Source organism: Streptomyces sp. NPDC007088, from assembly GCF_042869355.1.
Lineage (GTDB): Bacteria > Actinomycetota > Actinomycetes > Streptomycetales > Streptomycetaceae > Streptomyces.
In genome coordinates this window covers 109,468-122,570 of the sequence record NZ_JBIAFO010000014.1, presented here as the reverse complement: position 1 = coordinate 122,570, position 13,103 = coordinate 109,468, and the positions used below count along the sequence as shown (strand labels likewise).

General features: G+C 72.3%; 10 protein-coding genes and 1 pseudogene. 3 read left to right on the top strand and 8 right to left on the bottom strand.

The features are described 5' to 3' along the window. Positions 1–534: 534 nt before the first annotated feature. From ACFYMP_RS22500 to ACFYMP_RS22490, 3 genes and pseudogenes are all read left to right on the top strand, one after another. Entirely contained in the window at positions 535–1,785 is a 1,251-nt protein-coding gene (locus tag ACFYMP_RS22500) for an SWIM zinc finger family protein (protein ID WP_388860463.1), read from the top strand. 235 nt (positions 1,786–2,020) lie between these two features. Beyond that, a pseudogene (gene ispG, locus ACFYMP_RS22495) lies at positions 2,021–2,890 on the top strand (flavodoxin-dependent (E)-4-hydroxy-3-methylbut-2-enyl-diphosphate synthase); the annotation flags it as partial. Between the two features lie 684 nt (positions 2,891–3,574). Further along, positions 3,575–4,237 (top strand): response regulator transcription factor, encoded by a 663-nt coding sequence (locus tag ACFYMP_RS22490; protein WP_388860460.1) that lies wholly within the window; start codon positions 3,575–3,577, stop codon positions 4,235–4,237. 165 nt (positions 4,238–4,402) lie between these two features. On the opposite strand, the gene ACFYMP_RS22485 is transcribed toward ACFYMP_RS22490, so the two are convergent. The 8 genes from ACFYMP_RS22485 to rfbH all read right to left on the bottom strand — a co-directional run bounded on the left by ACFYMP_RS22485 (position 4,403) and on the right by rfbH (position 13,102). Continuing rightward, entirely contained in the window at positions 4,403–4,840 is a 438-nt protein-coding gene (locus tag ACFYMP_RS22485) for a DUF6069 family protein (RefSeq protein ID WP_388860457.1), read from the bottom strand. Between the two features lie 112 nt (positions 4,841–4,952). Next, complete coding sequence (locus tag ACFYMP_RS22480) at positions 4,953–6,485, bottom strand: FAD-dependent oxidoreductase (protein ID WP_388860454.1); 1,533 nt, start codon at positions 6,483–6,485, stop codon at positions 4,953–4,955. Between the two features lie 225 nt (positions 6,486–6,710). Continuing rightward, the gene (locus ACFYMP_RS22475) at positions 6,711–7,379 is read right to left on the bottom strand and encodes a DsbA family protein (protein WP_388860451.1); all 669 of its coding nucleotides are present in this window, start codon (positions 7,377–7,379) and stop codon (positions 6,711–6,713) included. A gap of 88 nt (positions 7,380–7,467) precedes the next feature. Beyond that, positions 7,468–8,424: a Gfo/Idh/MocA family protein gene (locus ACFYMP_RS22470; RefSeq protein WP_388860448.1), complete on the bottom strand. Its 957-nt coding sequence runs from the start codon at positions 8,422–8,424 to the stop codon at positions 7,468–7,470. Next, entirely contained in the window at positions 8,421–9,824 is a 1,404-nt protein-coding gene (locus ACFYMP_RS22465) for an NDP-hexose 2,3-dehydratase family protein (protein ID WP_388860446.1), read from the bottom strand. The genes ACFYMP_RS22470 and ACFYMP_RS22465 overlap by 4 nt, the downstream gene beginning before the upstream one ends. A 135-nt stretch (positions 9,825–9,959) precedes the next feature. Continuing rightward, a complete protein-coding gene (locus ACFYMP_RS22460; protein WP_388860443.1) occupies positions 9,960–10,886 on the bottom strand; it encodes a hypothetical protein in 927 nt (308 codons plus the stop codon). Positions 10,887–10,988: 102 nt separating this feature from the next. Beyond that, the gene (locus ACFYMP_RS22455; protein WP_388860440.1) at positions 10,989–11,753 is read right to left on the bottom strand and encodes an NAD-dependent epimerase/dehydratase family protein; all 765 of its coding nucleotides are present in this window, start codon (positions 11,751–11,753) and stop codon (positions 10,989–10,991) included. A gap of 44 nt (positions 11,754–11,797) precedes the next feature. Next, positions 11,798–13,102 carry a lipopolysaccharide biosynthesis protein RfbH gene (gene rfbH / locus ACFYMP_RS22450; protein WP_388860437.1) on the bottom strand — a complete coding sequence of 435 codons (1,305 nt, stop codon included), beginning with the start codon at positions 13,100–13,102 and terminating at the stop codon, positions 11,798–11,800. Between the last annotated feature and the right edge of the window lies 1 nt (position 13,103).

Sequence of the window (13,103 nt, the reverse complement as noted above, 5' to 3'; positions counted from 1 at the left end):
CCCGACGCGCGACAGGCAGCCGCGGACGATCCGGGCGCGCGGAAGCCGGCGGCACAGGCGTCAGCGGAACGAGCGCCTGAGGAAGGAGCGCCTGAGGAACGGAAGCCGGCGGAAGGAGCGCCTGAGGAACGGAAGCCGGCGGAACGGGAGGCGACCGCGCAGAAGCCACCCGGACAAGAGCCGGCGGAGCGGAAGCCGGCCACACCCGAGCCCACGGAGGAGGGTGACGGGCGCGAGGACGACCGGCCGCCCCACCGCCCGGCGCGCGCCGGGCGGCCCAGAGCCGCGCGCGAAGCCTCCCGCGCCGACGCTCCAGCGGCCCCCTCTGCGCCCACCGCCCCGCCGGGCGCCGCCGACCCCCTCCTGTCGGCCGCCGCCCTCGCCCGCTCGCGCGTCACCGTGCCCACCGGGGCCGAGTCCGCCCCGGCCCGCCCCCGCGCGAGGCGCCAGGCCGCGAGCACGCCTCCCGGCGGACCCCGCCGCACCTTCCCGGCCGACGCCCCCGCGGGCGACCCCGGCGAAGGCTCCGCGACGGTGTGGTCCCGTGCGTGGGAGGAGGCGGTCGCCGGCCTGTCCGCCGATCCGGGCCGCCTCGAACGAGGCCGGCGCTACGACGAACAGGGTCAGGTCGCCGCCGTCACCGTCACCCCCGGGCAGGCGCTCGCCTACGTCCACGGCAGCCGGGCCAGGCCCTACCGCGCCCGGTTGCGACTGCGGACCTTCGGCGAGGCGGAGTGGGACCCGCTGCTCGACGCGCTCGCCGCCCGGCCCGAACGGCTCGCGGCCCTGCTGGAGAAGGAGCTGCCCGCCGCGCTGCTGACCGCCGAGGGCTCCGCCCTGCCGCCCTCGGCCGGTGAGCCCGTGCCCGAGTGCAGCTGCCCGGACACCGCCCGGCCCTGCAAACACGCCGCCGCCCTCGCGTACCGCGTCGGCCGGCTGATCGCGGAGGACCCCTTCGTCCTGCTCCTGCTGCGCGGCCGGGGCGAGGAGGACCTGATCGACGACCTGACCCGGCGCCACGCCCACCTGGCCGCGGAGGAGGAGGGCCGCGCCGAGCGGCTGCCCGGCATGCCCGCGGCCGAGGCCCTGTCCCGTCCGCTGCGCCCCCTGCCCCCGCCGCTGCCCCGCCTCGACCGGGTCGATCCGCCCCCGCCCTATCCGGCGGCGGTGGGCGGTCCCGACCCCCTGGCCCTCGATCAGGTGGCGAGCGACGCCGCGTCCCGCGCCCTCACCTTCCTGCGCACCGGTACCGACCCGGTCGCGGGCCTGAGCCTGTGGCAGGACGCGGTCAGGCTGGCCGCGTCCCGGCCCGGCTCGGGCCTCACCTCCTCGGGCCGCACGCTGTACGCGCGCCTCGCCGTCGCCGCCGGGCGCACACCGACCGACCTGATGCGGGCCGTGGCGGCCTGGCGACGGGGCGGGGCCGAGGCCCTGGAGATGCTGGAGGGCGAACCGTGGGACCCGCCCGCCGGCCCGTTCGACCGTGCCAGACCCCTGCTCCTCGCGTACGGGCACGCCCCGTACCGCCCCTGGCACAACCGGCTGACCCGGCCGGGCGGGCGGCACCAGCTGCGCATGGGCAGAGACGGCATCTGGTACGGATACGAGTCCGAGCCGGAGGCCGAGGACTGGTGGCCGCGCGGTACCCCCGGCCGGGACCCGGCGGCCGTGCTCGACAGTCTCCTCGGCGAGACGGCGACGCCCGGACCGGGGGAGACGGACTTCGCGGCCGGCACGGACTGGGCGGACGGGACGGGCAGGGACGGCACGCACGCGACGGACTAGACCGACTGGACAATCTGGACAAGTAAGAAATAAGAAAGGGGAGAAACGACACGCGGGCGGCCGTGCCCCACGGCAGGGCGGTGGGCGGATCAGGGGAGCAGCCGGAGTTCGCCCGCGGGCACCAGCCAGGGCTCCGGACCTGCCCGCGCTGGAGCGGGCCGGCCCCGTCGACATCCTGGCACGCGCCGGCGAACAGCCCGCGTCGCTCCCGCTGGTGCCCGTCGGCGACGTACCGATGGGTGGGGACGCCCCGTGTCGGTGCAGTCGATGACCACCACCGTCACCGCGGACATCGAGGCGACGCTCCGCCAGATCGCCTGACTCACCGCCGCCGGCCGCCAGATCGTCCGGGTCGCCTGGCCCTCGCCTGGCCCTCGCCTGGCCCTCGCAGGACGACGCGGACGCCCTCGCGCGGATCGCGCGGAAATCGCGGATTCCGGTGATCGCGGACATCCACTTCCAGCCGAAATACGTGTTCGCGGCGATCGACGCCGGTTGCGCCGCGGTCCGCGTCAATCCCGGCGACATCCGGAAGTCCGGCGCCAAGGTCAAGGCGATCGCGGGAGCGGTCAAGGACGCGGGAATTCCGGTCCGTATCGGGGTGAACGCCGGATCGCTGGACGCCCGGCTGCTGAAGAAGTACGGAAAGGCCACGCCCGAGGCCCTGGTGGAGTCCGCGCTGCGGGAGACGTGGCTCTTCGAGGAGCACGGCTTCCGGGACATCAAGATCTCCGTCAAGCACAACGATCCCGTGGTCATGGTCAACGCCTACCGCCTGCTGGCCGCGCGCAGCGATTACCCCCTGCACCTCGGGTTACCGAGGCGGGACCCGCCTTCAAGGGCACGATCAAGTCGCCGGTGGCCTTCGGCGCCTTGCTGAGCGAGGGCATGGGGGACACGGTCCGGGTCCCGCTGTCCGCCCCGCCCGTCGAGGAGATCAAGGCGGGCATGCGGATCGACCCTCGGCTCGCTCGGCCTGCGTGACCGCGGCCTGGGGATCGTCTCCTGCCCCTCCCGCGGGCACGCGCAGGTCGGTGTCTGCAAACTGGCCGAGGAGGTCACCGCGGCGCTCGAAGGGCTGAGCCTCCCGCTGCGGGGCGCCGTTTCGTGGAGACACTCATCGAGCGGGCCCTGCTCCTGGCCCGGGAGCAGGGCGTCGACCTCAGCGAACCGGAAGGCGCCTGACCCTCCGCGCCGGGCAGGCGCGCCTGTCCGCCGCGCGCAGCCCTACCGGCCGGCCCACTCGACGATTGGGGCCGGCCCGCGTTCCGTGGGAGGGCGGCCGGTGTGACCCAGCTCTCGTATACATCGTACGCGCAGGTGCGTACGATGTATATCGGATGCTGGAACAGGTTTGCGTGAAGAGTGATGCGGTTGACGCCTCAATTACTCTCGCGCGAGATCCGGGAGTAAGGGCCTTTTGGATCAATGAAAACCGGCCACGGTGCAATGGTCCGGCGACCGGGCGAAACGCTCTGGCCTGCGACAAGTGGTAGGTGCCCGCAGGCGATCAATAGCGCGCCGAATCCCCCGTGTTTCGATGGAGTTTCCGTTCTCGATTAATGCCTGATCCGTCCAATAAGTAGCTTTGACGGATGAGGAGTTTCGTCGGTAGGCTTCCTGCGGACGTGATTTGAGGTTGGCTCGACGCTCCGCTCAATCGAATGGACAGTGGGGGACAGCTCGTATGGGGCATCAGTCCATAAGGCTTGTTGAACCGCGTATTCCGCATCAGTTGCCGGCGCGTGCCGCGTCCTTCAGACCAGAGGTACGCAGATCCCGCAAGACCGTGCGCGTGCTCGCCGTGGAGAGCGACGCGCAGGTGGCGAAGAAGTTGACCCACGACCTGTGGCGCCACGGCTACCAGGCGGAGAGCGTGCCGACCGGAGCGCAGGCCCTCCAGCAGTACCGGAACGCCGATCTCCTGCTCGTCGACCTGAACCTCCCCGACCTCGACGGCGTCGAACTCTGCCGGAGCATCCGGGCCCTGTGCGATGTGCCGATCATCGTCGTGACGGCCCGCGACTCCGAACTGGACCGGGTGCTCAGCCTGCGGGCCGGTTCCGACGACTACGTTCCCAAGCCCTACAGCCTGGCCGAGCTGATCGCGCGTATCGAGGCGGTCATGCGGAGGTCGCTGCGGCAGCCCGCCTCGCCCGACGAGGCCATCACCGTGGGCCTGTTGGGCATCGACCCGCGCACGAGGGAGATCCGCCTGGACGGCCGGCCCATCGAGGTCACGCGGAAGGAGTTCGACCTGCTGTACTTACTGGCCTCGCGGCCGGGCAGCGTCGTCACCCGCAAGCAGATCATGGCGCAGGTGTGGCGGGACTCCAGGTCCGAGCCGGGCCGCACCATCGACACCCATGTCAGCAGCCTGCGCGGCAAGCTGGGATCGAGCAGCTGGATCGTCACGGCCCGCGGCGTCGGTTTCCGCCTGGGCACCGCCTGATCCGGCGCGCCGTCTCCTGGAAGGACTGCCCGGTCAACGGCGACCGGCGGTCTTTCTTTCATGTCCGGCCCCGTCGGCCGGGAGCGGGGCGGCACCCGGCCGACGGGGCCGGCCCCGCGGAAGCCGGCAGGTTACCGCGAGGCCACCGTGCGGCCCCGGGGGCTGTCAGGCCCTGGACCTGCGGATGATCTCCAGAGCGGCCACCACCACGACACCGACGAACAGGTGCATCGGGATGAGGGTGGCCGCCGTCCCGCCGTCGGTGTCCTGGACCAGGGGACCGACGGCGGTGAGCACCGCCACCGCGCCGGCCACGGCCTGGCCCACGCGCAGGAACACCGGCCTCCAGCGGGCCAGCAGCAGGGTCACGAGGATGCCGAGCACCGGCGCCACGACGGAGATGAAGACGACGTCGCCGACACCGATCTTGTCCGGCTCGCCGTTGAGTTCGAGGACCAGGGAGGCCCCCGCGGCGTCGCCGATGAGCAGGATGACCACGTCGACGACGGCGGCGACGAGGGCGCTCCCCACCACGACCTGCCAGATGGGCAGCGTCCGCCGCCCCGCGGTGGTGCCGGTGGCGGCGGGGTTACTGCTGGTCATGAAGTCCTCCGGGGATATCGGGCCGGGCCGGCCGGAGAACGCTCCGGCCGGCCCGGACACAGGGGGGAGAGTGCTGATCGCTTCGGTGCCCGGACGGCGACGGCCGCCCGGATCACCCGCGGGTGGGGGGCAGGCTCAGGGCGTGCCGGAAGACGTCGTGCGGGTCGTAGGTGTTCTTCACCCGCTGAAGCCGGGGGTAGTTGTCCTTCCAGATGATCGAGTACCAGGGCACGCCGGAGGTGTTCTGGGCCGGGTCGCGCATGTCGACGTCCGGGTAGTTGATGTAGCCGCCGTCCTGCCGGGCGTTGGGCACCGGGAAGCCGCCGGTCGCCCCGTGCACGCTCTTGCGCAGCGTGCGAATCCACTCGACCTCGATCTCGTCCTGCGCCGGATCGGCCCAGTTGTTCGAGTACCACAGCTTGAGGACGGAGTCCCGCTGGGGAATCGCCGTCGCGGAGGAGGAGACGGTGTTGATCTTGCAGCCGTACGCCGCGAGGTACACCAGCCCGGCGCCGTAGTGGCTCTGATCGCTCAGTGAGCGGTACATCGCGCCCACCTGCTCCACGGTCAGCGGCTTGCGCAGGTGCCCGCCCATGGACTTCTGCCGCGAGTACTCCCCGTAGCTCGGGGTCGGCTCCAGCGCGATCTCCAGCCAGGTGCCCTCCTTGACGGTGACCGTCGGCTCCAGGCCCACCCCGGCGTTGACCGCCCGGATGTAGGAGTCGTGCATCCGCTCCATGCCCGGCGAGGTCGCGTCCCAGCGGATCTCCAGCTCGCAGGTGCCCGCGAAGTAGGAGTGCAGTTGCAGCGAGCTGTGCATCACGGCGTACGGGGAGCCGGGGAAGCTGTTCGCGGCGTGCCAGGCCCCGTGGTTGAGGACCAGGCGGGTGAAGCCCGCCTCGGTCAGCTCGGCCCAGGGCCAGCTCACCACGGTCTTGCGCATGCGCGCGGGCGGTTTGGGCAGCAGGGAGGACGGAGCGCCCGAGGCTCCCGGTGTCCGGAACCAGAACCGGGTCACGATGCCGAAGCCGCCGCCCCCGCCGCCGGTGTGGGCCCACCACAGGTCCCGGTTGGGGTCGCCGGGGTCACGGGTGGCGACGACGGTCCTGGCCCGGCCGCCCCGGTCCGCCACGACGATCTCGATCGCCTGGAGGTGGTCCACGACGAGGCCGTGGCGGCGCGAGAGCGGGCCGTACCCGCCGCCGCTGACGTGCCCGCCGACCCCCACCTCCGGACAGACCCCGCCCGGAACGGTCACGCCCCAGCCCTCGTAAAGGGCCCGGTACACGTCGCTCAGGCGGGCGCCCGCCTGGACGGAGAAGGCGCGCATCGCCGGGTCGTACCTGACCTCCTTCATCTCGGACAGGTCGACGAGGAGGCGGAACTGCGGATCGTCCACCAGCCCCTCGAAGGAGTGGCCGCCGCCGCGCACCGTGATGCGCTGATTCCTGGCGAGGGCCTGGTTCACCGCCTTCTCCACCTGCGCGGCGCCGTGCACGAGCCAGATCTCGTCCGGGGTGGCGACGAAACGGCCGTTGTAGCCGCGTCCCGCGAGCGCGGCGTAGCGGGCGTCGCCCGGCCTGACGATCACCTCCGGCGCGACCTTCGTGGCGGCCTGGGCCGTGGACGGGGTCAGTGCTGTCAAGCCCGCGGTGGCGCCGACCACCGCTGTCGCGGAGCCCAGGAACCTGCGTCGCGAAACCATAGTGAGCCCTATCTGTGCTGAAGTCCTGAAACAACACCGCATGGAGGCATGCGGCCCGGGGCCGAGGGGGGTACTTCAGCCAATCAGGCAGGGGAGGGTTTCAGCGCTCGCTTGACATGGATCTGTGCTGCGCCGGTCGTGGAGTTGAGGTTCCGGACCCCTTCCTCACAGACCGCCGGGCAGACCGGCCGCCTCGCGCAGGACCGCGAACAGGGCGTCCTGCGACTGGGCCCCGCTGAGCGGTGGCCGGTCCGCGACGAAGAACACCGGAACCCCGCGCACACCGAGGCCGCGGACCCGCTCCAGTTCGGCCCGCAACCGCGCGTCCCGCTCCGCGAGTTCCTCCGCGGAGACTCCTTCCTCCGGTTCGACACCGGCCTCCCGGGCGAGACGGGCGAGTACGTCCGCATCCCCGACGTGCAGCCCGTCGGTGAAGTGCGCCCGGAAGAGGCGCTCCGTCATCTGCTCGGCCCGGCCCTGGCGCGCGGCCCGCGCGATCAGCCGGTGCGCCTCGAAGGTGCCGGTGGCCACGGCGCGTTCGTAGTGGAGATCCAGCCCTTCCGACCGCAACTGACCGGCGTACGCGAGGGTCTGCCGCACCGCCTGCGGTCCGAAGGTCCGCTCCAGTACGGGCAGCAGGGGCTGCCCCTCGGTGCCGGCCCCCGGGGCGAGTTCGAACGGCAGGAACTCCACCCGGACGCTCACGCCCTGTTCGCGCAAGCGGTCCGCCGCCCGGGTGAAGCGGGTGTAACCGACGTAGGAGTGCACGCAGATCACGTCCAGCGCGATCCGTACGTCCACCGTGTTCGCGTCCGCTGATGTTGCTTCCCGCACGTCGGCAGCCTCTCTGGAGTCGATGTGCCAAGTATGTCTTCCTTGCGGGGGGTTGTCGCCCCCGTGGGAAGGCGGTGCGTGGCGGGGGTCAGCGGGAGCGCCGGCGGACGTCGGCCAGCAGGACGGCCTGGCGCAGGGTGTCGGCGTGCGGGGCTGAGCCCGCGCGGACCGCGGCGACGAAGGCGGCGACCGTGGCCGCGACCTGATCCGCCGCCGGCAGCCGGATCTCCTCCGTGCTCCCCGCCTCCACGCTGATCATGGTGGCGAGACCGGCCGGAGGGGTGAAGGCCCGGTCCACCGTGATCCGGCCCTCACTGCCCCACAGTTCGTACCGTGAGAGATAGGCGTGCTCCATGCCGAAGCTCAGGTGCGCGGTGACCCCGGCGGGGGTGGTCAGCAGCGCGTCGCCCGCCGTCTCCACCCGCCGCCCCGCGCCCCGGACGAGCCGGGCGCCCACGACGTCGAGATCCGGCCCCAGGAAGTGCAGGGCCGCCCGGAGCGGGTAGAGGCCGACGTCCGCCAAGGCCCCGCCGCCCAGACCGGGGTCGTACCTGATGTCGCCGTCGGGCAAGGGCGGAATGGTGAACGCCGCGTGCAGGGAGCGCGGTTCGCCGATCCGGCCGGTGGCCACCAGATCGCGCACCACCTCGTGCCGGGGGTGGTGGACGAACATCACGTTCTCCATCAGGGCCACCCCCCGGCGCCCGGCCAGACCGAGGAGCCGCTCGGTGCTCTCCGGCTCCGTCGTCAGCGGCTTCTCGGCCAGCACGTGTTTCCCCGCGTCGAGCGCCGCTTCCACCCACCGGGCGTGCAGCGCCGCGGGCAGCGGGACGTAGACCGCCTCGACGTCCTCCGCCTCCAGCACGGCGGCGTACCCCTCCACGGGGCGGCAGCCGAAGTCAGCGGCCACCTTCCCGGCCCTGGCCGCGTCCCGGCTGGCGACGGCCGCGATCTCCACGTCCGGGCTGGCGGCGAACGCGGGCAGCATCCGCCGCACGGCGATGGCGGCGCAGCCGAGTACCCCGACCCGCACCGGCGCGCTCACCGGGCCACCGCGTGGACCGCGTTGAGGCAGGCGAGCAGCGTGCGGGCCTGGACGTTGAGGTAGTGGCCGTGCCGGACCAGCCAGGTGAGCTGGCCCGGAGTGACCCAGGCGTAGCCGGGCGGCGGTTCGAGCGGGGCGTCGCGCTCCTCGGCGTCCACGAGCAGATAGCGGCTCTCGGCGTTGAGGAAGCGGCCGCCCTCCTCGGAGTGCACCGCCTCGTACCGGATTCGCCCGGCGGGCGCCCGCACCACCGCGTCCAGGAACAACGGGCGCTCCTGCGGCGGCAGATGGGCGTAGTTGCCCGGCGTGTACTGGACCGTGGGGCCGAGTTCGACGGTGTCCAGGAAGCCGCCCTCGACCCGGGCGTGCACCAGGACGTGGGGGGTGCCGTCGAAGGTGCGGGTGAGGAAGGCGGTGACGCCCGTGCCCACCGGTTCGAACAAGGGCTGGGTCCAGCTGGTGACCTCCCGGTTGCCGGCCTGCACGGACACCGCCACCACCTTGAAGTAGCGGCCCTCCTCGTGCTCGACGGCCATGTCGTCCCGCCGCCACCCCGGGAGGGCGGCGAGCGGGACCCGCTCGGCGTGCACGTCGTGCCGGGCGCGCTCACCGGTGATCCAGGACAGCAACTGGGTGTCGGAGTGCAGCGCCCCCTCGGCCGGCTGGGTGAGGGGGAGAGCGGAGAGAACGGTCCGGGAGTCCATGTTGACGACGTTGTCCCGGTGCAGCAGCTGTGCCAGCTGCCCCAGCGTGAGCCAGCAGAAGTCGTCCAGGAGGGGCACCTCGCCCTCCGCCTCCACGATCATGTTCCGGTTCGACTTGCGGTAGAACCACGAGCCGTGCTCGGACTGGAGCGCGTCGGCGACGACCCGGCCGCGACCGGGCCCCACGAAGTGTTCGATGTACTTGACGTCCGCGCCCCGGTGGGCCTTGGTGTAGTTGCTGCGGGTGGCCTGCACGGTGGGCGAGAGCTGCAGCAGGTTCGGGTTGCCGGGCTCCATCTTCGCCTGCATCAGGAAGTGCAGGACACCGTCGAACTCCTTGGCCAGGATGCCCAGGACGCCGACCTCCGGCTGCTCGATGGTCGGCTGGTACCACTCGGCTTGCGGACCGTCGCCGTACGGGGCGCCCCGCTCGGTGACGTGCAGACCCCTGACGGTGAAGAACCGTCCGCTGCGGTGCGCGAGGTCGCCGGTGGTCTCCTGGAACGACCAGCCGTCCAGCGCGGCGAAGGGGACCCGGTCCACCCGGAAGGCGTTGGCCAGGCGGCGCCCGGCGAGCCAGTCCCCGAAACCGTCGGTCGACAGGTGCGCGCCCCGGGTGGTGGCGGCCGAGAGCGCGAGCCGGTCCGCCAGCGGCGCCGTGTCGTCACGTGGGGTGAGGGTCAGAGGCAGTGTCAAGGGAACTCCACGGGTGCGAGGGGGTCCGGGATGGGAGGTGTGCGGGGCATGGCCCGGCCGACGGCGGCCTGGGCCCGGCCGGTACCGGCTCCGGCTGAGCCGGCCTCGGCTCGGGCCCGGTCGGCGCACTCGGGCTCAGCCGAGGTCGACGATCGTGAACAGGCCCTTCTGGACGAGCCTGGTCCCGTCGGTGGCGTCCTTCGACCAAGTGATCACCGCGTACCGGTCCCGGTCCAGCGCGAGCCGTACGACCGAGGAGCGGCCTGTGGAGAGGTGCAGGCTCCCCAGGCTCAGCGAGGTGAACGGGGAGCCCGGCGGCAGCGAGCCGTCCTCGGGCAAGGAGTCGAAGTACGCCCGCAGACCGGCCTCAGTGGTGCCCTCCGCGATCTTCACGAAGAGCAGTTCGTTGACCTGGCCGGGGATCTCGTTGACGTAGCGCAGCGGCTCTCCCGCCCGCGGTGTGCCGCGCACCTCCAGGCGCGGCCCGAGGCCGGCAACGTTCTTCGACACGAACGTCGCGGTGGGGGTGAGGCCCTGGTCCACCGGGGCGCCGGTGACCGTCAGCCACCGGTAGCGGGGCGTGGTCTCGCCCGCGGTCAGGTAGTCGAACAGCAGGTACCTGCCCGGCCTCAGCCGCTGGGTGAAGGAGCCCGGTTGGCCGGGCTGGACCACCAGCCCGCCGAGCAGGGTGGCGGTCCGGTTCAGCTCGGCCGCCCCCGGCGGAACCTCGGCGGGGGTGTTGGACAGGGCGCCGGAGAGGGCGCCCAAAAAGTCGTCCCAGCCCTTGCCGTCCTTCAGCCGGGCGAGGCCCACCCAGCCCTTGCCCGCCGCGGTGGTCGAGGCGTGGAAGGTCGTGAGGCCGGGACGGGTGACCGCCGGGGCCGACAGCCCCTCGGCGGTCGAGGTGACGGTGACCGTGTGGGACGCCGGGGCCGGCGCGAGGGGCGGCGCGGCCGCCCGGGACGGGGCCGCCGGCGCGGCCGGGCCCGGGACGCCCGCCCACAGCAGCGCGGCGCCGGCCAGTGCGGTCGTGAGGCGTGTGAGTCGTGTGAGGCGCGTCATCCGGTGGGCCCTCCTCCGTCGTCCGCGGCGGGTCCCGTACGGCGCGTCGTGGGTGCGCGTACGGGCCCTCCCGGTGGGCTGTCCTTCTTCTCGCCCGGCACGTCAGGCGGGGGTGGGGGCGTCGGAGGCCACGGAGGTCGTGAACGGGCCGAGGACGCGCCGGTAGTAGTCGGGACCGAAACCCATCCGGGCGACCTGCGGGACCAGGGAGCGCAGCTTCCGCGTCGAGATGACGTGCTGGCGCACCCCCGTCTCGACGAACTCCCGGCGGGCCCGGAGCCCGAGGACCCGGGCGAGGTGGTCGAGGATGTCCTCCACGGGCACCGCGAACCCCGAGGCCACGTTGACCGTCTCGGCCCGCAGGTCCAGGGCGAGCAGGTGGTCGATGACGGCTACCACGTCCCCGACCTCGATCAGGTCGCGGGCCGCGCCCCGGTGCACACGGACGGTGCCCTGACGCAACTGCCGTACGAGGGTGGGCAGGAGCTGGTGCTCGGGCTGGTCGGGGCCGACCAGATGGCCCAGGCGCAGGATCAGGTGGTCGGCTCCCGACTCGCGGAGCTGCTCCTCAAGGGCGAGCTTGTGCGCCCCGTAGGGGGTGCAGGCCCGTACGGGGATGTCCTCGCGGCCGGGCCCGTCCACGAGCCCGTACATGCCGCTCGCCGCGGTCGAGAAGAACAGCAGCCGCCGGCCGGTCTCCCGGCAGCCCTCGGCCACCACGCGCAGCAGGGCCGCCTCGCGGGCGAAGTCCTCGTCGGAGGTGCCGCTCGCCCAGGACACGCCGGCCGCCAGGGCCACGGTGTCCGGGTGCCGGCCGGCCAGCGGGCGCAGATTCCGGGCGAGGAAACCCGATCCCACAATGTCCATACGTCGTCGTCCCGATCTCTTCAGGGGGCGGAGGGCAGGCCGGCTCAGCCACGCGCGGCCACGAACTCCTTGATCGAGGTGGTGACGTAGTCCAGCATCTCGTCGGTGAGCGCCGGATAGACCCCGATCCAGAAGGTGTGCTCGGTGATGATGTCGCTGTTGGTCAGCTCGCCCACGACCCGGTGCGGCTGGTCGATGTAGGCCGGGTGCCGGGTCAGGTTCCCGGCGAACAGCCGGCGGGTGCCGATCTTCCGGTCCTCCAGGAAGTCCACCAACTCGGCCCGGCTGAAGGGAGCTTCGGGATCGACCGTGAGTACGAACCCGAACCAGCTGGGCTCGGAGCGCTCGGTCGCCTCCGGGAGCAGCAGCCCCGGGACCCCGTCCAGGCCCTCGCGCAGGCGCCGCCAGTTGCGCTTGCGCGCCTCGATGAAGGAGTCGAGCTTGCTCAACTGGGTCAGTCCCAGGGCCGCCTGGATGTCGGTGGCCTTCAGGTTGTACCCCACGTGCGAGAAGATGTACTTGTGGTCGTAGCCGGCCGGCAGATTCCCCATCTGGTACGTGAACCGCTTCAGGCACCGGTCGTTCTCGCCCGGCTCGCACCAGCAGTCCCGGCCCCAGTCGCGCAGTGACTCCACGATCCGGGCCAGCGCCAGGTTGGAGGTCAGTACGCAGCCGCCCTCGCCCATCGTGAGATGGTGGGCCGGGTAGAAGCTCACCGTGGTCATGTCGCCGAAGGAACCGGTGAGCTTCCCGTCGTACAGCGAACCCACCGCGTCGCAGTTGTCCTCGATCAGGAACAGGTCGTGGTCCTCGGCGAGCTGGGCGATCTCGGCGACCTCGAAGGGGTTGCCGAGCGCGTGCGCGAGGATGATCGCGCGCGTTTTGGGCCCGATCGCGGCGGCCACCTTGTCGGCGGTGGCGTTGTAGGTCGGGAGGTCCACGTCCACGAAGACCGGGACCAGACCGTTCTGGAGGATCGGGTTGACGGTGGTCGGGAAGCCCGCGGCGACGGTGACGACCTCGTCACCCGGCCGCAGCCGCCGGTCCTCCAGCAGATGCGAGGTCAGGGCCGACACGGCCAGCAGGTTGGCCGAGGAACCGGAGTTCGTCAGATGCGCCTTGCGACGCTTCAGGCGCCGGGCGAAGGCGGACTCGAACTTGCGGGAGCTGCGCCCGGCGGCGATCCGCATGTCCAGTGCGGCCTCCACCAGCGCCGCGCGGTCCGCCTCGTCCAGCACCGCGCCGGACGGCCAGATCTCGGTCGTGCCCGGTACGAACTCGCGCTGCGGGGAGGTCTCCTGGTGGTACTTGTGGACTTCTTCGAGGATGAGGTCCTTGCGATCGCTCATG

Coding starts and splice junctions, on each gene's coding strand:
- ACFYMP_RS22455 (WP_388860440.1), bottom strand. CDS start 11,753: ATGGACATTGTGGGATCGGGTTTCCTCGCCCGGAATCTGCGCCCGCTG.
- ACFYMP_RS22460 (WP_388860443.1), bottom strand. CDS start 10,886: ATGACGCGCCTCACACGACTCACACGCCTCACGACCGCACTGGCCGGC.
- rfbH (WP_388860437.1), bottom strand. CDS start 13,102: ATGAGCGATCGCAAGGACCTCATCCTCGAAGAAGTCCACAAGTACCAC.
- ACFYMP_RS22485 (WP_388860457.1), bottom strand. CDS start 4,840: ATGACCAGCAGTAACCCCGCCGCCACCGGCACCACCGCGGGGCGGCGG.